This window comes from Arthrobacter sp. SE2 (assembly GCF_058244265.1).
This window is the reverse complement of record NZ_JBZAYA010000005.1, coordinates 82,733-109,715: the sequence shown is the minus strand read 5'-3', so window position 1 is coordinate 109,715 and position 26,983 is coordinate 82,733. Positions and strand designations below refer to the sequence as shown.

Sequence of the window (26,983 nt, the reverse complement as noted above, 5' to 3'; positions counted from 1 at the left end):
ATACTTTGGTGCGATCCCCCGAATCCCCTGTCCTCACCATCGATGGACTCATCAAGGACGTTGGCCCGCTGGCTTCCCTTGACGGCAAGATGCTCCGGGTAGTCAGCGGCCTGTCTATGTTCGCAGAACGCGGCCAGATCACCGCCTTGCTGGGTGCCAACGGTGCGGGAAAGACAACAACGCTCGAATGCGCGCAAGGACTCCAAAAGCGTACGGGCGGCCGCATCGAACTCCTCGGCGAAGACCCTGACACGGCGGGCGCGAACCTTCGTTCACGCGTCGGCGTGATGCTGCAGGACGGCGGCCTCCCGCCGTCGGCCCGTCCCATCCCCTTGCTTCGGCACATTGCCGGCATGTACCAGAACCCCCTTCCCTTGGACGGACTCGTGGAGCGCTTGGGGATCGACACCTTCAGCCGCACCGGCGTCCGGCGCTTGTCCGGCGGCCAAAAGCAACGGCTCTCGCTTGCGGCTGCCCTGATCGGCAATCCCGAAGTCCTTTTCCTGGACGAGCCCAGCGCGGGGCTCGATCCCCAATCCCGCCAAATCGTCTTTGAGCTCATTGCCGAACTGCGGGATGCCGGCATGGGTATCATCCTCACCACGCACCTCATGGATGATGCCCAGAGGCTTGCGGACTACGTTTACATCATCGACGCCGGTCACAACGTCGCAGAGGGCACCGTCGCCGAGTTGTTGAGCCACGGCCACGAGGCCATGGACGGGGTGACCGAACGCACCCTGTTCTTTGATGCCCCGGCCGGCCTCGACATTGCGGCAGCCATCGGCGACGAACTCACCATCACCGAAAGCCGGGCGGGCAGCTACGCCATCGCAGGCACACTGACGCCGCAACATCTGGCGAAGCTCACGGCCTGGTGGGCCGAGAAGGGCATCATGCCGGCGTCACTCCGCTTGGAGGCGCGCAGCTTGGAAGACGTTTTCCTGGACATTTCCGGAAGGGACATCCGATGACCAGCGCAACCCCCGCACTCAGCACACCCCACGCCGGACCCGCGCCCTTGATGCGCAGGATCCTGCTGCAGGGCCGCTATGAAACTTTGACCATGATCCGGAACGGCGAGCAGCTGATCCTCGCGGTGATCATGCCTTTGCTCGCCTTGGTGGGACTCACCGTCACACCGCTGCTCGATGGCTTGGGAGCCAGTCGCGTGGACATCGCGACGCCGGGCGTTCTCGCGCTGTGTGCCATGTCCACGGCATTCACCGGCCAGGGCATCGCCACGGGCTTCGACCGCCGCTACGGAGTGCTCCGCTTCCTCTCGACCACTCCCCTGGGCCGGACCGGACTCATCGCAGGCAAGATCATCGCCGTCTTGGCCGTCCTGGTTCTCCAGGTCCTGGTGATCGGTGCCGTCGCCGCGTTGCTGGGCTGGCATCCGCGCCCCGAAGGCTGGCTTCCCGGCCTGGGGCTTTTGGTTCTCGGTGCTGCCGCTTTCACCGCGCTCGGGCTCCTGGTTGCCGGCACCGTGCGGCCTGAGGCAACCCTCGCCATCACCAACCTGCTCTGGATCCTGCTGGGCGCCCTCGGCGGAATCGTGGTTCCTGCCGAGCGCTTGCCGGACCTGGCACAGAACATCGTGCACTTCCTGCCCTCGGGGGGCCTGGGGCAGTCGCTCAGGGACGCTTTCCTCCATGGCAGCGTGTCCCTGCCCTACGTTCTTGTGCTGCTCCTGTGGACGATCGTCCCCGGCGCGGCCGCCGTCCGCTGGTTCAAATGGAACTGAGCGTCCCGTTGTGGAACCGAACCGTCAGCGTGAATTGAGTACCGAGAATTGAGAAAACCGTGAGCACGGCTTCCCGCCTCCCGAAGTCCATCCAGCAGTTGACCGCCAAGCTTCCCACGGAGGTCAATAGCACCATCCTCAGGCTGGCCATGTTGTCCCTGATCGGCCAGGTGGTCCTGGTGGTCACCGGCGGCGCGGTCCGGCTGACATCCTCGGGGCTCGGCTGCCCCACGTGGCCGCGCTGCACCAGCGGTTCCCTGGTGAACACGCCGGAGATGGGCATCCACGGCTTCATCGAATTCGGCAACCGCATGCTGACCTTCGCCTTGGCTGCCGTCGCGGTCATGATGCTGGTGTATTTGTGGAACCTCCGCAAGGAACGCCGCGACCTTTTCCTCCTTGCGGTGGGCCTGCTCGCAAGCATTCCGGCACAGGCCATCATCGGCGGCATCACCGTGCTGTCCAATCTGAACCCGTGGGTTGTCGGTCTGCACTTCCTGGTTTCCATGGCCCTGGTCGTCTTCTCCACGCTCCTGGTCAACCGCGCCTATGGCCGGACCGGCCGCTTCATGAAACGGCCGTTGGCGGCGATTCCGGGAGCCATGAGCCCTGTCATGACCGCCGTCGCGCTTTTCTCGGCGATTGCGGTGTGCCTCGGCGTCGTGGTGACTGGCGCCGGACCCCACGCCGGGGACGCCAACGCGCCGCGGAACGACCTCGACTGGGACCTCTTCTCGCACATCCACGCAGTGCCCGCGTACCTCATCACGGCGGGAGCCGTCTTCGCCGTCTACTTCGTCGTGCGCAAGGGAATCAGCGGCGCGTTCCGCACCGCGGCGCTGCTGCTGCTCGGCGTGACGGTCCTGCAGGCGGTCATTGGCTTTGCCCAGTACTACAACGGGATCCCCGCCCTCCTTGTCGGCGCCCACATGTTGGGTGCCGCCCTGCTCATGAGTGCTGCCACGAACGCGGCGGATGTGGCCCGGTTCAGCCCGAAAGTCTAGTTCAGCCCGAAGCTCTAGCCCCTGGCGGCTGATGGCCTCTGCGGAAGCCAAAAGAAAGACCCTCCCTCACGTCATGCGACGTGAGGGAGGGTCTTCTGTTTTACCGCTATAAATGAGCGAGCGTTTGGGAAAACGGCCCTATAGGTGAGCGGGGGTCAGCCGCCGATGATCGGGGATCCGATGAACGGGTCCACCGCGAGGGCAATGAAGAGAAGCGTCAGGTAGCTGATGGAGCCGTGGAAGACCTTCATGGCTCCCTTGTTCGAGACGTCGCCGCCTTGCGCCCGGTTGTAGAGGGCATGGGATTCATAAAGGAACCAAGCACCCGCGAGGACGGCGGCGATGGTGTACACCCAGCCCGCGCGGCCCACCGGCACCAAAAGCAGCGAGCAAACCACCATGGCCCAGGCGTACAAAACCACCTGGACAGAAACCACCTTGGCACCGGCGATGGCACCCAGCATGGGGACGTTGGCGTTGCGGTAGTCCTCGCCGTACCGCATGGACAACGGCCAGTAGTGCGGAGGAGTCCACAGGAAAATCACCATGAAGAGGACGACGGCGGGCCACTCGACAGTGTTTGTCACGGCCGCCCAGGCGATCAGCACCGGGAAGCAGCCGGCCGCGCCGCCCCATACGATGTTCTGCGCCGTGCGTCGCTTGAGGATCATCGTGTAGATGACAACGTAGAAAACAATCGCACCAAGACCCAGCCACGCCGAAAGCGGATTGGCCCCGAACCACAGGATGGCGATGGAGGCAGCTCCAAGGATCCATGCGAAGACGAGTGCTTCGCGGGGGGTGACTTCGCCTGTAACGAGGGGCCGCTTTTCGGTGCGGTGCATCAACTTGTCGATGTCGCGGTCGATGTAGCAGTTGAAGACCCCTGCGCTGCCGGCGGCGAAGGCGCCCCCCACCAACGTGGCCAGAATCAAGCCGATGGAGGGGAAGCCCCGTTGCGCGAAGATCATGGTGGGCAGGGTGCTGACGAGCAGCAATTCGATCACGCGGGGTTTGGTCAGTGCCAGATACGCCTTGAACTTACGGGACATTCCGCGCTTCCCCACAGCCGGGGAAGCGTTGAGGGGCGTATCTGTTGTGCTCACGTTGGCAGTCACTCTGTTCTTTGCTGGTGTTGTCAAGGCAGGTTTCCCGCGATGGCGGCACCCCGGTTCGGCCTCCAGATATCATACCGTGGCCTGTCCGACGCCACGGCACCGGCGAACTTTCCTTTGTTTCCGAAAGTTCACCGGCACTTTGCCGCCGCCGTGATTCATAAAACGGAATATGCGTCCATTTTTTGAGATTCCCACCATTCGGGGCGGCGAACCGGGCTAAGCTGTCTGCAGATCAGCTCACGCAGGTTTCCGAGAAAGCGTATTCTCAGATTTGCATGTCTGGATGATAGATCAACGTTTCAATGGTGAACGGCTGGTAGGAACTTCGCAGCGGGCGCCATCCTGTGCCCGAGGCTTGCCATGTGCCGTCACCAGCCGTCAGCACAGAGAGGGGCTCGGTTTACGTGCCACATTTGGAAGAGCAAGAACTGACTTGGACAAGCCTGGACCAGCGCGTAGTGGACACCGTCCGCGTTTTGGCCGCTGACGCCGTCGAGAAGGTCGGCAACGGTCACCCCGGTACGGCCATGAGCCTTGCACCGGCCGCCTACCTGCTGTTCCAGAAGCTGATGCGCCACGACCCGAAGCACCCGGACTGGATCGGCCGTGACCGGTTCATCCTGTCCCCCGGACACACTTCGCTGACCTTGTACATCCAGTTGTTCCTTTCCGGCTACGGCCTGGAGCTGAAGGACCTCGAGGCCCTGCGCACCTGGGGATCGTTGACCCCCGGCCACCCGGAATACAAGCACACCGCCGGCGTCGAGATCACCACCGGCCCTCTGGGCCAGGGCCTGGCCTCCTCGGTGGGCTTCGCCTACTCGCAGCGCCGCCAACGCGGCCTGTTCGACGCCGATGCTCCCGCCGGCGAGAGCCCGTTCGACCACACCATCTGGGTCATTGCCTCCGACGGCGACCTCCAGGAAGGCGTCACCTCGGAAGCTTCTTCCCTGGCCGGACACCAGGAACTGGGCAACCTTGTGGTGATCTACGACGAGAACCACATCTCCATCGAAGACGACACCGACGTGGCCTTCACCGAAGACGTCCTCAAGCGCTACGAGGCCTACGGCTGGCACACCCAGCGCGTGGACTGGACCAAGACCGGCGAATACGTCGAAGACGTCCAGGAGCTCTACGGCGCCCTGCTCGCCGCGAAGGCCGAGACGTCCAAGCCGTCCATCATCTCGCTGCGCACCATCATCGGCTACCCGGCACCCAAGAAGCAGAACACCGGCAAGATCCACGGTTCCGCCCTCGGTGCCGAAGAAGTCGCAGCACTGAAGGAAGTCCTGGGCTTCGACCCCGAGCGTTCCTTCCAGGTTGACGAGGACGTCCTGGCACATGCCCGTGCCGTCGTCGAACGCGGCGCAGCCGAGCGGAGCGAATGGCAGGCATCCTTCGAGGCGTGGCAGACCGCCAACCCCGAGGGCGCGGCACTGCTTGAGCGCATCGAGGCCAAGAAGCTTCCCGTCGAGCTCGACGCCGCGCTGCCGGTCTTCGAAGCAGGCAAGGAAGTTTCCACCCGCGCCGCTTCCGGCAAGGTCCTGAACGCGATCGGCCCGGTCCTTCCGGAACTGTGGGGCGGTTCCGCCGACCTCGCCGAGTCCAACAACACCACCATCGAGGGTTCGCCGTCGTTCATCCCGACCTCGCGCTCCACCGGCGCATGGAAGGGCAACCCTTACGGCAGGGTGCTGCACTTCGGTATCCGCGAGCACGCCGCCGCGTCGATCGTGAACGGCATCTCGCTGCACGGCCGGACCCGGGCGTTCTCCGGCACGTTCCTGATCTTCAGCGACTACCAGCGTCCCGCGATCCGCCTCGGCGCCCTCATGGGTGTCCCGTCGCTGTACGTCTGGACCCACGACTCCATCGGCCTGGGCGAAGACGGCCCCACCCACCAGCCGGTGGAACAGCTGTCGACCCTCCGCGCCATCCCGGGCCTGGACGTTGTCCGTCCCGGCGACGCCAACGAGGTTGCCGCAGCTTGGAAGACCATGCTGGAGAACCACGAGAACCCGGCAGGCATCGTGCTGACCCGCCAGAACATCCCGACCTACGCACGCGGCGAAGGCCTTGCCGAGGGTGACACCTTCGGCTCCACCGCCGGCGTCGCCAAGGGCGGCTACGTCCTGGCAGAGGCTTCGAAGGACGGCGCGACGGTTCCGGCCGACGTCATCCTGATCGGCACCGGTTCCGAGGTCCAGCTCGCGGTGAACGCCCGCGAAGCGCTCCAGGCCGAAGGCATCGCCACCCGCGTCGTCTCCATGCCGTGCGTCGAGTGGTTCAACAAGCAGGACTCCGCGTACCGCGAGTCCGTGCTTCCGGCCACCGTCAAGGCCCGCGTCTCGGTCGAAGCCGGCCTGGCCCTGGGCTGGAAGGAATTCGTCGGCGACGCCGGACGCTCCATCAGCCTCGAGCACTTCGGCGCCTCGGCAGACTACAAGCGCCTCTTCAAGGAGTTCGGTATCACGGCAGAAGCAGTCGCCGCCGCCGCCAAGGACTCCCTCGCGGGTCTCGGTAGCTGAAAACGCGACCGAGACGAATCCGACAGCAACGAACAGATTTCAAGGAGATTAAAGAAATGACTACGACTCCCACCCAGCAGCTTTCCGACGCCGGCGTGTCCATCTGGCTTGACGATCTTTCCCGGGAACGCCTCGCCAGCGGCACCCTCCAGAAGCTCATCGACGAGAAGAACGTGGTTGGTGTCACCACCAACCCGTCGATCTTCCACGCCGCCATCACCGCCGGCAGCGACTACGACGCCGTGATTGCCGAAGAGGCCGCCAAGGGCTCGTCGGTCGAAGAGACAGTCTTCGAGATCACCACCACCGACGTCGCCGACGCCTGCGACCTCTTCGCTCCGGTCGCGGCAGCGAGCAAGGGCGTCGACGGCCGTGTCTCCATCGAGGTGGATCCCCGCCTGGCATGGGACACCGAAGGCACCATCGCCGAGGCCAAGCACCTGTACAAGAAGGTCAACAAGGACAACGTCCACATCAAGATCCCCGCAACCCTTGAAGGGCTCGCCGCCATCACGGCAACCCTGGCGGAGGGCATCAGCGTCAACGTGACCCTGATCTTCTCCCTGGAGCGCTACCGCGCGGTCATCAACGCTTTCCAGTCCGGCCTTGAGCTGGCCAAGGAAAACGGCCACGACCTCTCCAAGATCCACTCGGTGGCGTCCTTCTTCGTGTCCCGCGTGGACTCCGAGATCGACAAGCGCCTCAATGCCCTCGGCACTGATGAAGCGAAAGCCCTCAAAGGCAAGGCAGGCGTTGCCAACGCCCGCCTTGCGTACCAGGTCTACGAAGAGCTGTTTTCCACCGAGCGTTGGGCAGTCCTGGCCGAGGCCGGCGCGCTCCCCCAGCGCCCGCTCTGGGCTTCCACCGGCGTCAAGGACCCGGCCTACCCGGACACCCTGTACGTGACCGAACTGGTCGCCGCGGGCGTCGTCAACACCATGCCGGAAAAGACCCTCGACGCCACGTTCGACCACGGCGTGGTCACGGGTGACACCGTCTCCGGCACGTACGAGGAAGCGAACAACGTCCTCAACGCACTGGAGGGCCTGGGCATCTCCTACAACGACGTCGTCGCAATCCTCGAATCCGAGGGCCTGGACAAGTTCGTCGCCAGCTGGAAGGAACTTCTGGCCGACGTCGAAGGTGCCCTCGCCTCTGCACGGAAGGCTTCCTAACCCACATGAGCACTCTCAGCTACGACGCCAGCGGTGCTGCGCAGCAGGCCATCGAGCAGCACATCCCGGCACTTGTCGAAGACCGGATTGCCACGAGGATTTTCGCCAAGGACCACACTTTGTGGGGTCCGGATGCCGAATCCGAATCCGCCATCCGGCTCGGATGGGTGGAAGCGGCAACCGTTTCCCAGCCCTTGGTCGAAGGGATCCTGGAACTCCGGGATGCCCTCCGGGCCGAAGGCGTCTCCCGCATTGTCCTGTGTGGCATGGGCGGCTCTTCGCTTGCCCCCGAGGTCATTGCCGGCACCGCTGGCGTCGAGCTGACCGTGTTGGACAGCACAGACCCCGAACAGGTCGGTGCTGCCCTCGCGGACCGCCTGGCCGAGACCGCCATCGTGGTCTCTTCCAAGTCAGGCTCCACCGTGGAAACCGACTCCCAGCGACGGGTATTCGAGCAGGCCTTCACCGAGGCCGGCATCGATGCCAAGAGCCGTATCGTCATCGTGACCGATCCCGGGTCCCCGCTGGACAAGGCCTCCCGTGAAGCCGGCTACCGTGCCGTCTTCAACGCGGATCCGAACGTCGGCGGTCGCTTTTCGGCCCTGACGGCTTTCGGCTTGGTCCCCAGTGGCCTCGCCGGAGTCGACATCCAGGCGTTCCTGGATGAGGCCGAGGAAGCAGCGGAAATCCTCAACGAGGACTCCCCCGAAAACATCGGGCTCCGGCTCGGTGCCGCGCTGGGCGGAACCACCCCTCTGCGCAACAAGATCGTCATCGTCGAAGACGGTTCCGGCATTGTCGGCTTTGCCGATTGGGCCGAACAGCTCATCGCCGAGTCCACCGGCAAGCTCGGCACGGGTGTTCTGCCGGTTGTGGCAGGTCCTTCCGCGCCGGAGGTCAGCGGCGGCGCGGACGACGTCCTGGTGATCCGCCTCGTCGGTGCGGAGTCCGACGTCGAACTCGGCGAAAACGAAGCCGCCATCGCCGGTGGCCTGGCCACCCAGATGTTCGTCTGGGAATTCGCCACCTCGGTGGCAGGTCGCCTGCTTGGCATCAACCCCTTTGACCAGCCCGACGTCGAGGCAGCCAAGATTGCCGCGCGCGGCCTGCTGGACGCCCGTCCCGAGCCGACGCCGGCGAACTTCGTCGACGGCGCGATCGAGGTCCGCGGGGGTGCGTGGCTCGGCGACGCGGCAACGGCCGCCGATGCCGTCAAGGCGCTCCTCGGTGAACTCGGCACAGACGGCTATCTGAGCGTCCAGGCATATTTCGACCGGATCGCGTTCGCTCAACTGGAAGGCATCCGCGACGAACTCGCCGGAGTCAGCGGCCGGCCGGTCACTTTCGGCTGGGGCCCGCGCTTCCTGCACTCCACCGGACAATTCCACAAGGGCGGGCCGGCCATCGGCTCGTTCCTGCAGGTTACGGCTTCCGCGACCGGCGACATCGCCATCCCGGAACGCCCGTTCACTTTCGGTCAACTGATTGCAGCCCAGGCGGCCGGCGACGCGCAGGTTCTCGAGAACCACGGCCGTCCGGTCCTGCGGCTGCACCTCACGGATCGTGGAGCCGGCGTTGCCCAGCTCCAGGAAATCGTCGCCGCATTGGCCGGCCAGGCCAGCGCGCTCGAAAGCTAAGGCACAAACCCAAACATGCCAGAAACACAAATCGGTTACAGGTCCACCGGAAAGGCAAGCCACCGCAATCCCCTCCGGGATCCCCGGGACCGGCGCCTGAACCGCATCGCAGGGCCTTCGTCATTGGTGTTCTTCGGAGTCACCGGTGACCTTGCCCGCAAGAAACTCATGCCGGCGGTCTACGACCTCGCCAACCGCGGGCTGTTGCCGCCGAGCTTCGCGCTCGTCGGCTTCGGCCGGCGGGACTGGAGCAACGAGGACTTCGCGGACGAGGTCAAGGAGAACGTCAAGGCGCACTCCCGCACTCCGTTCGACGACGCCGTCTGGAACCAGCTCTCCGAGGGCATCCGCTTCGTCCAGGGAGAGTTCGACGACGACCAGGCGTTCAAGCGCCTCGGCGCCACCCTTGATGAGTTGGACGAGACCCGCGGCACGCGCGGCAATCACGGTTTCTACCTGTCAATTCCACCCAAGGCCTTCGAGCAGGTCTGCCAACAGCTCTCCAAGCACGGGCTGGCGCAGGCCGGGGACGGCCAGTGGCGTCGGGTGGTCATCGAGAAGCCCTTCGGCCACGACCTGGAGTCCGCGCGCAAGCTCAACGACATCGTGGAGTCCGTCTTCCCGCCGGACGCGGTCTTCCGCATCGACCACTACCTGGGCAAGGAGACGGTGCAGAACATCCTGGCCCTGCGCTTCGCCAACCAGCTGTTCGAGCCTTTGTGGAACGCCAACTACGTCGACCACGTCCAGATCACCATGGCCGAGGACATCGGCACCGGAGGCCGTGCTGGATATTACGACGGCGTCGGGGCGGCACGCGATGTCATTCAGAACCACCTTCTGCAGCTGCTGGCATTGACGGCAATGGAGGAGCCCATCTCCTTCAACGCCGATGACCTGCGTGCCGAAAAGGAAAAGGTCCTGGCCGCGGTCAGGCTCCCCGAGGACCTGTCCACCCACTCTGCCCGTGGTCAGTTCACCGGCGGCTGGCAAGGCGGCGAACTGGTCCAGGGCTACCTTGAGGAAGACGGCATTCCCGCCGATTCCAAGACGGAAACCTTTGCGGCCATCCGCCTGGACATCAACACGCGGCGCTGGGCCGGCGCGCCGTTCTACCTCCGGGCAGGCAAACGGCTGGGCCGGCGCGTCACGGAGATCGCGGTGGTGTTCAAGCGGGCACCCAACCTGCTCTTCCGCGGCCACGGCGAGGATGACTTCGGCCAGAACGCCGTCGTCATCCGCGTCCAGCCCGACGAGGGCGCCACCATCCGCTTCGGCTCCAAGGTACCCGGCACGCAGATGGAAGTCCGCGACGTCACCATGGACTTCGGCTACGGACACTCGTTCACCGAGTCCAGCCCCGAGGCCTACGAACGTCTCATCCTGGACGTGCTGCTGGGCGAGCCCCCGCTCTTCCCCCGGCACCAGGAAGTCGAGGAGTCCTGGAAGATCCTGGACCCCTTCGAGGAATACTGGGCCGGACTCGACGAACAGCCCGAACCTTACGCTCCCGGTAGCTGGGGACCCGCCTCGGCCGACGAGCTGCTTGCCCGCGACGGACGAACCTGGAGAAGGCCATGATCGTAGATCTTCCCAACACCACCACCTCCAAGATCTCCAAGAAGATCACCTCCCTGCGCGAGCAGGGAGGCGTGATCGCCCTCGGACGCGTCCTGACCCTCGTGGTCGTCACGAAGTCCGGTCTCGAAGAAGAAGCCATCGAGGCAGCCAACGAGGCCAGCCGCGAACACCCCTGCCGCATCATCGTGCTCGCGGACGCCGGTGGCGAAGCGCCCAACCGCCTCGACGCCCAGATCCGGGTGGGCGGCGACGCCGGGGCTTCAGAGGTCATTGTCCTGCGAGGCTACGGCGAGCTCGCCAAGGAGAGCGAATCCCTCGTCGCGGCACTGCTCCTGCCCGATGCGCCGATCGTGGCCTGGTGGCCGCACGGAGCACCCGAGAACGCCTGCGAGACCTCCATCGGGCGCATCGCGCACCGCCGCATCACCGACTCCGCCAACGAGGCCGACCCCGCGGCGGCACTCGCCCGGATCCGGAAGACGTACCGGGCAGGCGACACCGACCTCGCCTGGACCCGGCTGACCAACTGGCGCCTCCAGCTCGCAGCGGCGCTGGACCAGGTAGACGATTCCCCCGTCACGGCCATCGCCGTCGAGGGTGCTTCTGACTCACCCAGCACCCTGCTGCTGGCCGCCTGGCTCACGCTGTTCCTTGAGGCCCCGGTCCAGATCGTCGCCGACCCGGCGGGAACGGGCATCCGCCGGGTGCGGCTGAGCCGCGCCACCGGCGACGTCCAGCTGGTCCGTCCCGGCCTCACCATCGCGGAACTGACCCAGCCGGGACAGCCCGCCCAGCGGATTTCACTGCCGCGCCGCAGCCTGCGGGACTGCCTCGCCGAAGAACTGCGCCGCCTTGATCCGGACGATGTCTTCGGAGAAGTGATTACTATGGGACTGCCCCGAACCAATAGCAAGGAGTGACCGTCCCAGTGAGCGCTGACCCAAGAGTAAGCATCCATCCCGACTCCGCCGTCCTTATGGCCGCGATCGCAGCACGGCTCATCACCAAGCTGGTGGACGTCCAGGACAAGCACGGGGAAGCCACTGTGGTCCTCACCGGCGGAACCGTGGGCATCGGCACCCTGAAAGCGGTGGCCGACTCGCCCGCTGCGCCCGCAGTTGACTGGTCCCGGGTGAACTTCTGGTGGGGTGACGAGCGCTTCGTCGGCAAGGACAGCAGGGACCGCAACACCGTCCAAGCGCATGAGGCATTGCTCTCCAGCCTGCCGGTGGACCCGGCCCGCGTGCACGAACCGGGTTCATCGGATGAGTTCGCCACTGCGGACGAGGCCGCTGCGGACTACGCGGCCCGGCTCAAGGCTGCCGCCGAAGCCGAGCACGCCGCGGACACTTCGGACAACCGTCCCGAGGAGGCCGGCGAGTTGCCCCGTTTCGACATCCTGCTGCTCGGTGTCGGTCCGGATGCACACATTGCCTCGCTCTTCCCTGAGCAGGCGGGTATCCGGGTGAAGGACCGTACGGTAGTGGGGGTCGAGAACTCCCCCAAGCCGCCGCCGTCGAGGATTTCGCTGACCTTGCCCGCCATCAACTCCGCCCAGGAAATCTGGATGGTTGTGGCAGGCGAGGACAAGGCCGGAGCCGTGGGACTGGCCCTTGCCGGGGCCAACCCGGTCCAGGTTCCCGCCTCAGGACCCAGTGGCCGCTCGAGGACCCTGTGGCTCATCGATGAGAATGCAGCCTCACGTGTCCCCCAGCAGCTCGTCCGCAAGGACCCCGCGGGCGCGTAGCCGCTTGAGCGCTCCGGCCAGGACAATCTCCGCGTCCTGGCTGGAGCGTCTTTCTTTAACGTAATCCAGGTGGCTCTTGAAGACTTCGTCGTCCGCACGTTCCATCGTGGCTTCGCCCTGTTCGCGGACGGCAACCAGGCCACATTTCGGGCAGTCCCATCGGACCGGGATTTGATCTTCGGGGAGCTTAACGAAAACAAGCCGCGTTTCATGTCCCTTGGCGCACCAATAGGGAACACGAATACGCGGCAAGCTTTCGCCGACTACAGAGTCGGGTTGGTTCCTTGGGGCCGATCCGGCTGTTACGCCGGCCCGTGTGCCCCGGAATCCAGAAGTACCATGAACCATCGTCGATCCCCTTGAGAGTTCGGCTGCATGGCGGTGAAGGCCACGCAGCCTAGTCTAATGAGAGGACACCTCGAGTGCGAGGATCCGACGGCGGCAGTGCTAGGAGTCTCCGCCCGTGGTGAAACGCATGATGAGGCCAAGCCCGATGATCACAACGCCCCAAGTGCAGCCCAAGACGATGGTGAAGCGGTTGAGGTTTCGCTCTGCAACACCTGAAGAACTCAATCCTGAGCTCATGCCACCGCCAAACATATCGGACAACCCGCCGCCACGCCCCTTGTGGAGGAGGATGAGCAGCGTCAGCAGAAGACTGGTAATGCCCAGCAGGATCTGCAGAATGACTTGAAGAACGTCCACGACGGCCTTTCAGAAGAACGGAAAACGGGAGCGGAACCTAAAACGGACTAAGCCGCGCTGAGGTGGCTCTCGAACCTGACAATGTTAGCAAACTCGGCGGGGTCCAGGCTCGCGCCACCCACCAGCAAACCGTCGACGTCGCTTTCGGCCATGATCGCTGCCGCGTTGCTGGCCTTGACCGAACCGCCGTAGAGGAGTCGGGTCTTGGCGGCCACGGCATCGTCGAACAAGGATGCGAGCTCCGAACGGATCGCGGCGCACATCTCCTGTGCGTCTTCGGGACCAGCGACTTCGCCCGTCCCGATGGCCCAGACAGGCTCGTACGCGACAACCAGATCGCCTGCCTGATCTGCGGAGAGGCCGTCGACGCCGGCGCGCAACTGGGCCAGCGTGTGCTCCACGTGGGTGCCGGCCTGGCGGATCTCAAGGCCCTCGCCGACACACAGGACCGGCGTGACGTCGTGGCGGAAGGCTGCTTTGACCTTCGCGTTGAGGACCTGGTCGTCCTCGTTGTGGATGGTGCGGCGTTCGCTGTGGCCCACCAGAACGTAGGCGCAACCGAGCTTGTTGAGGAACTGGCCGGAGATATCGCCGGTGTAGGCCCCGGAATCGAACTGTGAAAGGTCTTGTCCGCCGTAGACGACGTCCAGTTCGTCGCCCTGGACGAGGGTCTGCACACCGCGGAGGTCGGTGAAGGGCGGGAAGACCGAAACCTCTACCCGGCTGTAGTCGTGCTTGGCGTCGGAGAGGGTCCATGCCAGCTTCTGCAGCAAGGTGATGCCCTGGACGTGGTCCATGTTCATCTTCCAGTTGCCGGCAATGAAGGGCTTGCGGATGAAGTTTCCGTTGGCAGAAGTTGTCACGTGTGCTCCAAAGATGCGTTGAGATAGGGAAGCCGGCGGGACGCTTCCCTTCCAGGAAGGGCGCCCCGCCGGCTTTGTAGCCTTAGCGGTCCAGAACGCTCAGGCCGGGAAGATCCTTGCCTTCAAGGTATTCCAGGCTGGCGCCGCCGCCGGTGGAAATGTGTCCGAACTGGGAGTCCTCAAAGCCGAGGGTCCGGACCGCTGCGGCGGAGTCGCCGCCGCCCACCACGGTGAATGCCGGCGTCTCGGTCAAAGCCTGGGCAATGGCACGGGTGCCGCCCGAGAAGGCTTCGAATTCAAAGACGCCCATGGGGCCGTTCCAGAACACGGTCTTGGCGGCCTTGATCTGCTCGGCGAAAGCCGCTGCTGATACCGGTCCGATGTCCAGGCCAATGCCTGAGGCGCCGAACGAGCTGTCCTCGATCGCGTCCGCGGCGACCACTTCGTGCTCGGCGTCAGCGGCGAAGCGGCTTGCGACCACGACGTCGGTGGGGATGACAAAGGCGGTACCGGCGTCGGAAGCCCGCTTGAGGTAGTCCTGGACCACGGGGATCTGGTCAGCTTCAAGCAAGCTGCCCGCGACCTTGTGACCAACCGCTGCGAGGAAGGTGAAGAGCATTCCGCCACCGACGAGGATGGTGTCAGCCTTGCCCAGGAGGTTGTCGATCACCGCGAGCTTGTCCGAAACCTTTGAGCCGCCGAGGACGACGACGTACGGGCGCTGGGTATCCGTGGTGAGTTTGCGAAGAACCTCCACCTCGGTGTGCACGAGATCACCCTGGTAGGAGGGAAGTTTCGTGGCGACGTCGTACACGCTGGCGTGCTTGCGGTGGACGGCACCGAAGGCGTCATCCACGAAGGCACCGTTCTCACCGGTCAGCGCCACGAGTTCATCGGCGAAGGCGCCGCGCTCGGCGTCGTCCTTGCTGGTTTCGCGGGCGTCGAAGCGGACGTTCTCCAGGACGAGGACGTCCCCGTCGTCCTGGGACCCGGCCAACTCCTTGGCGGACTCACCAACGGTGTCTTCCGCGAGCTGGACCTTGAATGGCGCGAGCTCCGCAAGCCGTGCAACAGCCGGCTTGAGCGAATACTTGGCCTCGGGAGAGCCCTTGGGGCGTCCCAGGTGGGCCGTGACGAGCACGCGGGCACCGGCGTCCGAGAGCTTTTCGATGACCGGGAGGGAGGCCTTGATGCGGCCGTCGTCGGTCACCGTAGAGCCGTCGAGCGGCACATTCAGGTCACTTCTGACAAGAATGTACCGCCCGCGGACACCTTCAGCGATCAGTTCGTTGAGGGTGTGAGATGTCATGTGTCTACCCTAGCCCAGCTTGGATGCGACGAGCTCCGTGAGGTCAACGAGGCGGTTGGAGTAGCCCCATTCGTTGTCATACCAGGAAACAACCTTGACCTGGTTGCCGATGACCTTGGTGAGGCCGGAGTCGAAGATCGAAGACGAGGGGTCGCCAACGATGTCCGAAGAGACGATCGGATCTGCCGTGTAGCTGAGGATGCCCTTGAACTGCTCGGTCTCGGAAGCTGCCTTGAGAGCCGCGTTGACTTCCTCAACGGTCACTTCGCGGGAAACCGTGACGGTCAGGTCCGTGGCGGAACCGGTCGGGACCGGGACGCGGATGGCGTAGCCGTCAAGCTTGCCCTTGAGCTCCGGAAGGACCAAGCCGATCGCCTTGGCAGCACCGGTGGAGGTGGGAACCATGTTGATCGCTGCGGCGCGGGCACGGCGGAGGTCGCTGTGGGGGCCGTCCTGCAGGTTCTGGTCTGCCGTGTACGCGTGCACCGTGGTCATGAGGCCGCGCTCGATGCCGAAGGCGTCGTTGACGACCTTGGCCAGGGGGCCGAGGCAGTTGGTGGTGCAGGAAGCGTTGGAAATGATGTGGTGTGCAGCGGGGTCGTAGAGCTCGTGGTTGACGCCCATGACGATGGTGATGTCTTCGTCCGAAGCGGGAGCGGAGATCAGGACCTTCTTGGCACCTGCATCGATGTGCTTCTGTGCGGCGGCAGCCTTGGTGAAGAAGCCGGTGGACTCGATGACGATGTCGACGCCCAGTTCGCCCCAGGGGAGGTTCGCAGGATCGCGCTCTGCAAGGACCTTGATGATGCTGCCGTCGACAATGAGGTTGCCCTCTTTGACTTCAACAGTCTGGGTCAGGCGACCGCCGACGGAGTCGTACTTCAAAAGGTGGGCAAGTGCCTCGGGACTCGTGAGGTCGTTGACCGCAACAATTTCGAGGTCTGCACCCTGGGCGAGTGCTGCGCGGAAGTAGTTGCGGCCGATGCGGCCAAAGCCGTTGATACCAATACGGGTGGTCACTATTTCAGTCTCCTTGGTGCTCTTGCAAGCACACCTAGTGAGTCGGATCTTGATTCCAACTAACAATTCCCGCACATCATTGGGCAGAAGTGATTATCAGATCGGAGGGCGACCAGCCACATTGCTGAAGGCTAACCGCCTTCCGTGACCCATCTTACGTTTAACTACGTCTGCCCCCGCAACTGCGGGGGCAGACAATCCGGTATTTGGGCGAAATTCACCTGAATGTGAAGTTTGTTACATCCCCGTGTATTCCGCGTCACTCACCGGTTCGGGCGGAGTTCCCTAGAGAACGATCAGCCCGGTGGCGTTCGCGCGGGCTGCTTCGAAGCGCTTCGCGACGTCGGCCCAGTTGACGATGTTCCAGAAGGCCTTGACGTAGTCAGCCTTGACGTTGACGTAATCCAGGTAGAAAGCGTGCTCCCACATGTCCAGCATGAGCAGGGGCGTGGTGCCGACTGCGACGTTGCCCTGCTGGTCGTAGAGCTGCTCGATGAGCAGGTTCCCACCGATGGGCTCGTAGGCGAGGAAACCCCAGCCGGATCCCTGCAGGCCGAGGGCGGCTGCCGAGAACTGGGCCCGGAATGCGTCGAAGGAACCGAAGGCGTCGTCAATGGCCGCAGCCAGCTCGCCCTCGGGCTTGTCGCCGCCGTCCGGGGAGATGTTGTTCCAGAACACGGAGTGGTTGATGTGGCCGCCGGTGTGGAACGCGAGGTCCTTCGAGAGGCGGTTGATGTTGGCGAAGTCGCCCTTGTCGCGGGCCTCGGCCAACTGCGCCAAAGCGTTGTTGGCGCCTGCTACATAGGCAGCGTGGTGCTTGCTGTGGTGCAGCTCCATGATCTTCGCCGAAATGTGCGGCTCAAGTGCTGCGTAGTCGTAGCCGAGCTCGGGCAGTACGTACTCTGTCACGAAATCCTCCAATGTAGTGGACCGGGGTCCGGTTGGTAACTCTCGTTTTGTTCATCCGACCGGCGAACCGGCCGGAAATCTACACCCTGACGATTCTAGGGCGGGTGCCTTATTCGTCCATCATTTCGGGGGTCACATTTGCCTCGGTACCCGGGATTCCCAGGTCCCCGGCCCGCTTGTCCGCCATGGCCAGGAGCCGGCGGATCCTCCCCGCGATGGCGTCCTTGGTCATGGGCGGATCGGCAAGCCGGCCCAATTCATCCAGGCTGGCCTGCTTGTGGGCCACCCGGAGTTCACCGGCGTATTTGAGGTGGTCCGGAACGTCGTCGCCCAGGATTTCCAAGGCCCTGTCCACGCGGGCGCCGGCCGCGACGGCGGCCTGGGCCGAGCGGCGCAGGTTTGCGTCGTCGAAGTTCGCGAGGCGGTTGGCCGTGGCCCGGACTTCCTTCCGCATGCGGCGCTCCTCCCACACCATGAGGGCGTCATGGGCGCCCATCCGGGTGAGCAGCGCGGCGATGGTGTCGCCATCACGGATGACGACGCGATCCACGCCGCGCACTTCCCGCGCCTTGGCCTGGATACCGAGGCGACGGGCGGCCCCCACCAGGGCAAGCGCCGATTCCGGCCCGGGACACGTGACCTCGAGCGAGGAGGACCGGCCGGGTTCGGTAAGGGATCCGTGGGCCAGGAACGCGCCGCGCCACACAGCCTCCGCGTCCGACGCCGAACCGTTGACGACGGCGGACGGCAAGCCACGCACAGGCCGTCCACGGCCGTCCAGGAGGCCGGTCTGGCGGGCCAGGGCTTCGCCGTCGCGCACTACACGGACAACGTAGCGGCTACCGCGGCGGAGTCCCCCGCCGGAGACGACGATGATCTCGCTCTGGTGCCCGTAGACTTCCGCGATCGCGGCGCGCAGCCGCCGCGCCGTGGAGGCGAGGTCAACCTCAGCCTCGATCACGATGCGCCCCGAAATGATGTGCAGTCCGCCGGCAAAACGCAGCATGGCCGAGACTTCGGCCTTGCGGACGGACGACTTCTTGATGTCCAGCCGGGAAAGTTCTTCCTTGACCGATGCGGTCAGTGCCATCGCATGTTCCTAACTATTCCCGAAGATATCGTGGTACGCCGATGCCAGACGCAGCGGGTCGTGGACTGGACGGCGGCTCGACGCCCCCACTTTACCCAAGACCACCTCCGCACCAATCATCCCGGCAGCGCGTTCGAAGTCCTTGAGGTCCGATATCGAGGTCGGATCGGCCAGGACGACGTCCACGCTGAACTCCGGCGCGTAGTGGCGCAGGGCATCCAGATGATCCGCGGCCGACATCCCGGAGGTTTCCTTGGTGTCCATGGCGAGGTTCATGGTGAGGCAGCGTTTGGCGGGAGTGTCGCACAAAGCCTGGCGCATTTCGGGCAACAGCAAATGCGGCAACACGGACGTGTACCAGGAGCCGGGACCCAGAATGATCCAGTCCGCAAGCTCGATTGCAGTCAGCGCTTCGATGCACGCGCGCGCGTCCTCCGGGAGGAGCCTCACGTTTTCGAGCGATCCGGCTACGGCGCACTTGGCCTGGCCTTTGACGACCTGGAACTCGTACCCACCCCCTGGCAAGGGCACGCGGACGTCGCCCTCGATGTTCAGCGGCTGTGTGGACATCGGGAGGACCTGGCCACGGGCACCCAGAAGGGCGCCTGCCCATTTCAATCCCGCCACTGCGTCGCCCAGAAGCTCCCAAAGGGTGACGATGAGCAGGTTCCCCATGGCGTGATCGTCCAAGGAGCCCTGGCGTCCGCTCGGAGTCTTGAAGCGATGCTGCATGACGTCCCGCCAGGTGCGTCCCCAATCGGTGTCGTCACAAAGGGCGCTCAGCGCCATTCGAAGGTCGCCGGGCGGAAGGACGCCGTACTCTTGGCGCAGCCGCCCGGAGGATCCGCCGTCGTCGGCAACGGTCACAATCGCGGTGAGCTCGGAGGTCAGGAGGCGCAATGCCGACAACGACGCGGAAAGCCCGTGACCGCCGCCGAGCGCCACAACCGATGGGCCCTTGGCGGGCTGGCTGCCCGGGGTGCCCTTCGGTGGAACCAGCGGCAGGGGTCCGGTCAGGACCCCCATTATTCGCGACCCAGATCGCGGTGGCTTGTGGTGACGGTGACCCGGGGATATTGTGCGAGCCGCTTGGAAAGTTCGACGGCGACCGCGACCGAACGGTGCTTGCCGCCCGTGCAACCAACAGCGATGGTGGCGTAGTGCTTGTTCTCTGTCCGATAGCCGTCCAAGACGGGCTCCAAGGCAAGGACATAGCGGTCAACGAAGTCCTTCACGCCCGCGGCCCCCAAGACGTAGTCGCTGACATCGGCGTCGAGTCCCGTGTGCGGACGCAATTTCGGAACCCAGTGCGGGTTGGGGATGAAGCGTGCATCCGCCACGAAGTTGGCGTCTACGGGCAGCCCGTATTTGAAGCCGAAGCTCATGACGTTCAAGCGCAACGCCACAGGGCCTGTGTCGTTGAAGAGTTCCGTGATGGCGGTTGCCAGGCCGTGGACGTTGTACGTACTCGTGTCCAGGACCACGTCTGCCGATTCGCGGAGTTCCTTCAGGACGTCGCGTTCCGCCGCGATGCCGTCCAGGATCCGGCCACCACCCTGGAGCGGATGCGGGCGGCGGCCCTGCTCGAAGCGCCGTACAAGGACGTTGTCGCTGGCATCAAGGAAGAGGACGCGGAAGGTGATTCCGCTGGCGCTGAGGGCGCCGAGCGCCGTCCTGATATCAGTGAAGAGTCCTTTGCTACGCACGTCCACGACGACGGCGAGCTTGGGAATGGACTGGGGCGCGTGCGAGACGATTTCGGCAAGCGTCCCCAGCATCTGCGGCGGGAGGTTTTCGACGACGTACCAGCCGTGGTCTTCCAGGGCGTCCGAGGCGGTGCTGCGGCCTGCTCCGGACATGCCAGTCACCACCAGCAGTTCCGCTTCGACAGGCTTGACGGGGATGAGACCGTCCTGCTCCGCGCCGGATCCTGCTGTTGACTCTGACATCAAGTTTCCCCGTTTCTGAGATGGTCCAAAGTTTGTGGGATGGTCCATAAGCGGACCCCTTGAGGAGGGGTCCGCTTATTACCCTAGCTAAATTTCAAGGATTTCGCCGGTGGTCATGTTTACTGCGGGAGCGGCTTCTCCGGAGGCGCCGGCTGCCGCCAGATGGCTGACGACCGCTTCCGCCAATGCCGGGCCGATCCCCTTCGCGGCAGTGAGCTCAAGGGCCGTTGCCGCCTTGATCTTCTTGAGCGAACCGAAATGCGCCACGAGCGCCTTCCGTTTGGCCTCGCCGAGGCCCGGAACGCCGTCGAGCGCGGACACAGTCATCGCCTTTCCACGCTTCTGCCGGTGGAAGGTGATGGCGAAACGGTGGGCTTCGTCGCGAATGCGCTGGAGCAAGTAGAGCCCCTGCGATGTGCGGGGCAGAATCACCGGGAAGTCGCTGTCCGGCAACCAGACTTCTTCGAGGCGCTTGGCCAGGCCCACGACGTAGACGTCGTCGATCCCCAGCTCCGAGAGTGCCCGCGCGGCGGCATTCACCTGGGGCTGCCCGCCGTCGACGACGACGAGGTTGGGCGGATAGGCGAATTTCGCCTTGGCTCCCGTGAGGGCAGCATCATCCGGCGACGACGGTTCCCCGGCGCCGGGGTTCGGAACCTCTCCACTCTTGGGGAGCTGGGCGGACTTATCCTGCAGGTAATGCCTGAAGCGCCTGGTCAGGACGTCGTGCATCGCAGCGGTGTCGTCGCTTGCCGCCGCACCCGTGATGGAGAACTTCCTGTAGTCGGATTTCTTGGGGAGGCCGTCCTCCACCACCACCATGGACGCAACCACGTTGGTGCCCTGCACATGGGAAATGTCGTAGCACTCGATCCGGAGCAGGGGCACGGGAAGATCAAGCGCTTCCTGCAGTTCCTGGAGCGCCAGGGAACGCACTGTGATATCGCCCGCCCGCCGGACTTTGTGGAGCTTCAGCGCCTGCTCGGCGTTTTCGCGGACGGTGGACATGAGGGCAGCCTTGTCCCCGCGCTGCGGCACCCGGATATCCACCTTGGCGCCCCTGAGGCCGCCGAGCCATTCAAGCAGTTCGTGGTGGTTGCTCGGAATCTCCGGTACGAGGACTTCGCGCGGAATACGGCCCTGGTTGTCGCTGTCCTCTCCGTAGACCTGCTGCAACAGGTGCTCGATGAGCTCCGGAGTGGTGGCGTCCTCGACTTTTTCCACGACCCAGCCGCGCTGGCCCCGCACCCGGCCACCCCTGACGTGGAATACCTGCACGGAGGCCTCGAGGTCGTCATCGTGCAGCGCGAAGACATCCGCGTCGGTGTCTTCGGAGAGCACGACGGCGTTGCGCTCGAACACTTTGCGGAGGGCGATGATGTCGTCCCGGAGCCGGGCTGCCCGTTCGTAGTCCAGCTCGGCGACGGCGGCGCCCATGTCCTTTTCGAGGCGGGTGATGAAGCGTTTGGCTTCGCCACCCATGAACGAGCAGAAGTCTTCCGCGATGGCCCGGTGCTCCTCCGCGGTGACACGGCCGACACACGGGGCCGAGCATTTGTCGATGTAGCCCAGCAAGCATGGCCGGCCGCTGGCCTGGGCGCGCTTCAACACGCCTGGACTGCAGCTGCGGACCGGAAAGACCCGCAACAAGGTGTCCATGGTTTCGCGGATGGCGCCAGCCGTGTACGGCCCGAAGTAGCGGGTGCCCTTGCGGCGCTCCCCGCGCATGACCTGGACACGCGGGAGCTTCTCCCCCATGCTCACGGCAAGGTACGGATAGGTCTTGTCATCGCGGAAGACGACGTTGAAGCGGGGCTTGAATTCCTTGATCCAGGTGTATTCGAGCTGAAGCGACTCAAGCTCGCTGCCCACCATGGTCCACTCGACGCTGCTCGCCGCGTGCACCATCGCATGCGTCTTCGGCAACAGACCCGCAGGGTTGGCGAAGTACGAGTTCAGCCGGGAGCGGAGGTTCTTCGCCTTGCCCACGTAGATGACGCGGCCATGCGGATCCCGGAACCGATAGACGCCGGGGGTGGTGGGGATTTCTCCCGTCTGGGGTCGATAACTCGCTGGATCTGCCACAGATCCAGTCTAGTAAGGGAATCGGACTCCCCCGTACGGGCCGGCCAGCCCGCCGAAGCTACTCCGCGGACTTGCTCTGGTTGTAGCTCGTGGAACGTTCCTGGCCGCTCAATGCCGCAATGGCATCCATGATCTTGTCCGTGACTTCGCGCCTGGCAGGTAGCGAATGGTCCGGACCGGTCTTCTCGAAGTACAGCGGCTCGCCGACCTTCATGGTGAAATGCTGCGGACGGACGGTGTTGCGGTCCACGGGCTGCAGCTTGTCCGTGCCGATGAGCCCGACCGGCACCACGGGTGCTCCCGTGGTCAGGGCAAGCCAGCCGACCCCGGTGCGCCCGCGGTAGAGCAAGCCGTCCCGGGAGCGGGTCCCCTCCGGATAGATGCCGATGCCCCTGCCGTTCTCCAGGATGTCCAGGAGGGTTTTGAGGGCCTGCACACTGGCTGCTTGCTCTCCGCGTTCCACCGGGATGGATCCAACTGCCTGGAAAAACGCCTTCATCGCGCGGCCTTTGAAGCCCTTGGTTGTGAAGTACTCTGCCTTGGCAAAGAAGCCCACGGGGCGCGGCATCAAGGCCTGGACAATCACGCTGTCCAGAAATGACAAATGGTTCGGAGCCACAATGAAGGGCCCTTCCTTGGGCACGTTCTCCAGCCCGATGACCGTGGGCCGGCAAGTGCTGGAAATCAGTCCGCGCGTGGTCCAGCGGATGACATCAAAGGCTTCCATCGTTCTGCACCTCGCTCAGGGCCGCCGCGCGGACAGCGTCAAGTTCTTCGATCTTCTTCAGCAGCTGTGCCGCCGTGTCCACAACGGCGACGGCGCCTGCCTCCTGAAGCTCGCCGTCGGGCGCAAATCCCCAACTGACCCCGATGCAGTCAAGGCCATTGGCCATGGCACCGGCAACATCCTGGTGGCGATCTCCGACCATCACCGCAGGCTGGGAACGCAACGTGGCCAGCGCGGCACCAACAATTGCCACCTTACCCGGAGCTGTATTGGCGGCCATTGACTCGTCGTCCGGCGCACCGCAGATAGAGGCAAAGAAGCCGGCAATGCCGTGGTGCTCCAACACGATGTGCGCCAAGCCTTGGGGTTTCTGGGTGGCCACGGCAACCGGCCGCCGCGACTCTGCGAAGAACTGCAGGAGCTCCCGGATACCAGGATAGAGCCGGCTTTGAGCGATTCCGACGGAACGGTAATAGCTGCGGTACAGCCCAATGACTTCGTCGACTTTTCCTGTGGGAACCCCGGCAATGTGTTCCAGGGAATCGCTGAGCTTGGGTCCAACCATGGAGTCCAGCACGGCTTGATCCGGCACACGGAGGCCCATTTCGCCCAGGGCCGCGGCGATGCCGCCTGTTATGCCACCTGCAGGATCGACAAGGGTGCCGTCCAGATCAAAGATTACGGGCACCATTGTTTGAGTCACCGGGTTAGTTTCTCACGAGTTGAGGCATGCCTGAAACTCACATGCCGGCCAAGGAATACTTCGATCGTCCCCGAAATATTCCCCGGCCGTTCACACAGGACTAGCCGAGAATCTCCGCGAGGAAGGTAGCGGTATGGCTTTCCGTGGACTTGGCAACTTGTTCCGGCGTGCCCGTTGCCACGACGCGCCCACCGCCTGAACCGCCATTGGGGCCAAGGTCCACGATCCAGTCGGCGGACTTGATGACGTCAAGGTTGTGTTCGATGGTGATGACCGTATTGCCCTTGTCCACCAGCCCCTGCAGCACCATGAGCAGCTTGCGGATGTCCTCGAAGTGGAGGCCTGTAGTGGGCTCGTCCAAAACATAGACGCTCCGGCCGTTCGAACGCTTCTGCAGTTCGGAGGCCAGCTTCACGCGTTGCGCCTCGCCACCGGAAAGCGTAGTGGCGGGCTGACCGAGCCGCACATAGCCGAGACCGACGTCGACGAGGGTGTTCAAATGCCGGGCGATGGGGGTGAAAGCGGCAAAGAACTCAGCACCCTCCTCGATGGGCATGTTGAGGACGTCCGCGATGGTCTTGCCCTTGTAATGGACTTCGAGGGTTTCCCGGTTGTACCGGGCGCCATGGCACACCTCGCACGGAACATACACGTCCGGCAGAAAGTTCATCTCGATCTTCAGGGTGCCGTCGCCGGAGCATGCTTCACAGCGGCCGCCCTTGACGTTGAAGGAGAAGCGGCCAGGCTGGTATCCGCGGACCTTGGCTTCGGTGGTTTCCGCGAAAAGCTTCCGGATATTGTCGAAGACGCCAGTGTAGGTGGCGGGGTTGGAACGTGGGGTCCGCCCGATAGGGCTCTGGTCCACGTGGACCACCTTGTCGAGGTGCTCAAGGCCTGCCACGGAACGATGCCGGCCGGCGACTTGCTTTGCACCGTTGAGCTTGTTGGCGAGAACCTTGTAGAGGATCTCGTTCACCAGGGTGGACTTCCCTGAACCACTGACGCCCGTGACGGCCGTGAAGAGACCCAGCGGGAAGGTGGCGTCAACGTTGTTCAGGTTGTTTTCGCGTGCGCCGATGACTTTGAGCTCGCGCTTCTTGTCATACTTGCGCCGCTTTGCCGGAATGTCGATCTTGCGCCGTCCGGACAAATAGTCGCCGGTCAGCGAGTTCGTGTTTTCCAGGAGTTCCTTGTAAGAACCGGAGTGCACCACTTGGCCACCGTGCTCGCCGGCGCCAGGTCCGATGTCCACTACCCAGTCGGCCTCCTGGATGGTGTCTTCGTCGTGTTCGACGACTATCAGCGTGTTGCCGAGATCGCGCAACCGGGTGAGCGTTTCGATGAGGCGGCGGTTGTCCTTCTGGTGCAGCCCGATGGACGGCTCGTCCAGGACATACAGGACGCCGACCAAGCCGGAGCCGATCTGCGTGGCAAGCCGGATGCGCTGGGCCTCACCGCCGGACAAGGTCCCGGACGGCCGTTCGAGATTCAGGTATTCGAGCCCCACATCGAGCAGGAATGTCAGGCGTGCCTGGATTTCCTTGAGAACCTGGTGGGCAATCTGGGCCTCGCGGTCGGTGAGAGTGAGGCTGCCGAGGAAATCGGCGCAATCACGCATCGGAAGGGCTGCCACTTCGGCGATGGACTTGCCGTTGATCAGAACGGACAGCGACGCCGGATTAAGCCGGGCACCGTTGCAGGCAGGGCAGGGAACTTGCCGCATGTACTCTTCGTAGCGGTCGCGCGCCCAGTCGGAATCCGTCTCGCCGTGTTTGCGGTGGACGTACTGGATCGCGCCTTCGAAGCCGGTGCTGTACTTGCGCTCCCGGCCGAACCTGTTGCGGTACTGGACAACTACTTTGTGGTCCTTGCCATGCAGCACCGTCTGCCGGACTTCCTGCGACAGCTTCTCCCACGGGGTGTCCATGGAGAAGTCGAGCTCCAAGGCCAGGCCCTCCAGGAGCCGGTTCCAGTACTCCGTGGTGGCAGTACCCAGCGACCAAGGCGCGATGGCCCCCTGGTTCAAGGAAAGTTCCGGGTTGGGGACCACCAATTCTTCATCGACTTCAAGCTTGGTGCCGATGCCGCTGCAGGCGGCACATGCGCCGAAGGGGTTGTTGAACGAGAAGGAGCGGGGCTCGATTTCGTCGATGGCCAGCGGGTGCTCATTGGGGCACGCAAGGTTTTCGGAGAAGGCCCGGATCCGTGCGGGGTCCTCGGCGTCGAGATCCACGAACTCGACCAGCACCCGGCCTTCCGCAAGTCCGAGCGCGGTTTCGATCGAGTCGGTCAGCCGTTGGCTGATCCCTTCCTTGACCACCAGCCGGTCCACCACCACTTCAATTGAGTGCTTGAATTGCTTGCCGAGCTTGGGCGGATCGCTCAGCTGGACGAGATCTCCGTCCACCCGGGCGCGTGAGTATCCCTTGGCGGTGAGCTCTTTGAAGAGTTCGACGAATTCACCCTTGCGTCCGCGGACAACGGGAGCAAGGATCTGGAAGCGGGTGCCGGATTCGAGTTCGAGCAGCTGGTCGACGATCTGCTGCGGCGTCTGGCGCGTGATCGGTTCGTGGCACACCGGGCAATGCGGCCGGCCGACCCGCGCCCAGAGGAGGCGCATGTAATCGTAGATCTCGGTGATGGTGCCCACGGTGGAACGCGGGTTCTTGCTCGTCGACTTCTGGTCGATCGAGACCGCCGGGGAAAGGCCCTCGATGAAATCCACGTCCGGTTTGTCCACTTGGCCCAGGAACTGGCGGGCATAGGCCGACAATGACTCCACGTACCGGCGCTGGCCCTCGGCGAAGATGGTGTCGAAGGCCAAGGACGACTTGCCTGATCCTGACAGGCCCGTGAAAACGATCATGGCGTCACGGGGAAGGTCGAGATCGACGTTCCGGAGGTTGTGTTCGCGCGCTCCCTTGACCACGAGCCGGGACAGGTCATGTCTTACGGGCGTGGAAGGTTGCTGCGCGGAAACGCTTGCGAAGGATTCGACGGCGGGGACTTCAGCTACGGCTTTAGGCACCCACTAATGCTAATCGAAAACTTCTTCGAATTTCCATGTGGGTTCCCACACCCTA

23 protein-coding genes are annotated in these 26,983 nt (G+C 64.1%); 9 read left to right on the top strand and 14 right to left on the bottom strand.

Annotated elements, in window-relative coordinates:
• Positions 1-8 precede the first annotated feature (8 nt).
• Genes AC4CS3_RS08905 through AC4CS3_RS08895 form a run of 3 tightly spaced genes read left to right on the top strand, consistent with a single transcriptional unit; the run spans position 9 to position 2,751 of the window.
• Positions 9-974, top strand: a complete 966-nt coding sequence (locus AC4CS3_RS08905; RefSeq protein WP_490783129.1) for an ABC transporter ATP-binding protein — start codon at positions 9-11, stop codon at positions 972-974.
• Complete coding sequence (locus AC4CS3_RS08900; RefSeq protein ID WP_490783128.1) at positions 971-1,747, top strand: ABC transporter permease; 777 nt, start codon at positions 971-973, stop codon at positions 1,745-1,747. Before AC4CS3_RS08905 ends, AC4CS3_RS08900 begins: the two co-directional genes overlap by 4 nt.
• A 59-nt stretch (positions 1,748-1,806) precedes the next feature.
• Entirely contained in the window at positions 1,807-2,751 is a 945-nt protein-coding gene (locus AC4CS3_RS08895) for a COX15/CtaA family protein (protein WP_490783127.1), read from the top strand.
• 155 nt (positions 2,752-2,906) lie between these two features.
• On the opposite strand, the gene AC4CS3_RS08890 is transcribed toward AC4CS3_RS08895, so the two are convergent.
• A complete protein-coding gene (locus AC4CS3_RS08890) occupies positions 2,907-3,869 on the bottom strand; it encodes a heme o synthase (RefSeq protein ID WP_437770260.1) in 963 nt (320 codons plus the stop codon).
• A 413-nt stretch (positions 3,870-4,282) separates the two neighbouring features.
• On the opposite strand from AC4CS3_RS08890, the gene tkt reads away from it, so the two are divergent.
• From tkt to pgl, 6 genes are read left to right on the top strand one after another with little or no spacing between them, the layout of a single operon-like run.
• Positions 4,283-6,400 carry a transketolase gene (tkt, locus tag AC4CS3_RS08885; RefSeq protein ID WP_490783288.1) on the top strand — a complete coding sequence of 706 codons (2,118 nt, stop codon included), beginning with the start codon at positions 4,283-4,285 and terminating at the stop codon, positions 6,398-6,400.
• A 56-nt stretch (positions 6,401-6,456) separates the two neighbouring features.
• Positions 6,457-7,575 carry a transaldolase gene (gene tal / locus AC4CS3_RS08880; RefSeq protein WP_490783126.1) on the top strand — a complete coding sequence of 373 codons (1,119 nt, stop codon included), beginning with the start codon at positions 6,457-6,459 and terminating at the stop codon, positions 7,573-7,575.
• 5 nt (positions 7,576-7,580) lie between these two features.
• Positions 7,581-9,212, top strand: a complete 1,632-nt coding sequence (locus AC4CS3_RS08875; RefSeq protein ID WP_437770262.1) for a glucose-6-phosphate isomerase — start codon at positions 7,581-7,583, stop codon at positions 9,210-9,212.
• A 15-nt stretch (positions 9,213-9,227) separates the two neighbouring features.
• Entirely contained in the window at positions 9,228-10,793 is a 1,566-nt protein-coding gene (zwf, locus tag AC4CS3_RS08870; protein ID WP_490783125.1) for a glucose-6-phosphate dehydrogenase, read from the top strand.
• Entirely contained in the window at positions 10,790-11,713 is a 924-nt protein-coding gene (locus AC4CS3_RS08865) for a glucose-6-phosphate dehydrogenase assembly protein OpcA (protein ID WP_490783124.1), read from the top strand. Before zwf ends, AC4CS3_RS08865 begins: the two co-directional genes overlap by 4 nt.
• Before the next feature lie 8 nt (positions 11,714-11,721).
• Positions 11,722-12,540 (top strand): 6-phosphogluconolactonase, encoded by an 819-nt coding sequence (gene pgl / locus AC4CS3_RS08860; protein ID WP_490783123.1) that lies wholly within the window; start codon positions 11,722-11,724, stop codon positions 12,538-12,540.
• On the opposite strand, the gene AC4CS3_RS08855 is transcribed toward pgl, so the two are convergent.
• From AC4CS3_RS08855 to uvrA, 13 genes are all read right to left on the bottom strand, one after another.
• A complete protein-coding gene (locus AC4CS3_RS08855) occupies positions 12,493-12,888 on the bottom strand; it encodes an RNA polymerase-binding protein RbpA (RefSeq protein WP_490783122.1) in 396 nt (131 codons plus the stop codon). The two genes, pgl and AC4CS3_RS08855, sit on opposite strands and share 48 nt — an antisense overlap.
• 99 nt (positions 12,889-12,987) lie before the next feature.
• Positions 12,988-13,245, bottom strand: coding sequence for a preprotein translocase subunit SecG (gene secG / locus AC4CS3_RS08850; RefSeq protein ID WP_234749463.1), 258 nt, complete (start codon positions 13,243-13,245; stop codon positions 12,988-12,990).
• 47 nt (positions 13,246-13,292) lie between these two features.
• Positions 13,293-14,108: a triose-phosphate isomerase gene (gene tpiA / locus AC4CS3_RS08845; protein WP_490783121.1), complete on the bottom strand. Its 816-nt coding sequence runs from the start codon at positions 14,106-14,108 to the stop codon at positions 13,293-13,295.
• A gap of 82 nt (positions 14,109-14,190) precedes the next feature.
• Positions 14,191-15,417 carry a phosphoglycerate kinase gene (locus tag AC4CS3_RS08840; protein WP_490783120.1) on the bottom strand — a complete coding sequence of 409 codons (1,227 nt, stop codon included), beginning with the start codon at positions 15,415-15,417 and terminating at the stop codon, positions 14,191-14,193.
• Between the two features lie 9 nt (positions 15,418-15,426).
• Entirely contained in the window at positions 15,427-16,437 is a 1,011-nt protein-coding gene (gene gap / locus AC4CS3_RS08835) for a type I glyceraldehyde-3-phosphate dehydrogenase (RefSeq protein ID WP_345451940.1), read from the bottom strand.
• A gap of 285 nt (positions 16,438-16,722) precedes the next feature.
• The gene (locus tag AC4CS3_RS08830) at positions 16,723-17,346 is read right to left on the bottom strand and encodes a superoxide dismutase (RefSeq protein WP_059389282.1); all 624 of its coding nucleotides are present in this window, start codon (positions 17,344-17,346) and stop codon (positions 16,723-16,725) included.
• 109 nt (positions 17,347-17,455) lie between these two features.
• Positions 17,456-18,436, bottom strand: a complete 981-nt coding sequence (whiA, locus tag AC4CS3_RS08825) for a DNA-binding protein WhiA (protein ID WP_133202987.1) — start codon at positions 18,434-18,436, stop codon at positions 17,456-17,458.
• A 9-nt stretch (positions 18,437-18,445) separates the two neighbouring features.
• Positions 18,446-19,462, bottom strand: coding sequence for a gluconeogenesis factor YvcK family protein (locus tag AC4CS3_RS08820; protein WP_490783119.1), 1,017 nt, complete (start codon positions 19,460-19,462; stop codon positions 18,446-18,448).
• Positions 19,462-20,385 (bottom strand): RNase adapter RapZ, encoded by a 924-nt coding sequence (gene rapZ / locus AC4CS3_RS08815; RefSeq protein WP_490783118.1) that lies wholly within the window; start codon positions 20,383-20,385, stop codon positions 19,462-19,464. The genes AC4CS3_RS08820 and rapZ overlap by 1 nt, the downstream gene beginning before the upstream one ends.
• A gap of 87 nt (positions 20,386-20,472) precedes the next feature.
• A complete protein-coding gene (uvrC, locus tag AC4CS3_RS08810; protein WP_490783117.1) occupies positions 20,473-22,470 on the bottom strand; it encodes an excinuclease ABC subunit UvrC in 1,998 nt (665 codons plus the stop codon).
• 58 nt (positions 22,471-22,528) lie between these two features.
• A complete protein-coding gene (locus AC4CS3_RS08805) occupies positions 22,529-23,197 on the bottom strand; it encodes a lysophospholipid acyltransferase family protein (protein ID WP_184735377.1) in 669 nt (222 codons plus the stop codon).
• On the bottom strand, positions 23,184-23,900 hold the full coding sequence (locus AC4CS3_RS08800) for an HAD hydrolase-like protein (RefSeq protein ID WP_437770271.1): 717 nt from the start codon (positions 23,898-23,900) through the stop codon (positions 23,184-23,186). The genes AC4CS3_RS08805 and AC4CS3_RS08800 overlap by 14 nt, the downstream gene beginning before the upstream one ends.
• A gap of 100 nt (positions 23,901-24,000) precedes the next feature.
• Positions 24,001-26,928, bottom strand: a complete 2,928-nt coding sequence (uvrA, locus tag AC4CS3_RS08795; RefSeq protein WP_490783116.1) for an excinuclease ABC subunit UvrA — start codon at positions 26,926-26,928, stop codon at positions 24,001-24,003.
• Between the last annotated feature and the right edge of the window lie 55 nt (positions 26,929-26,983).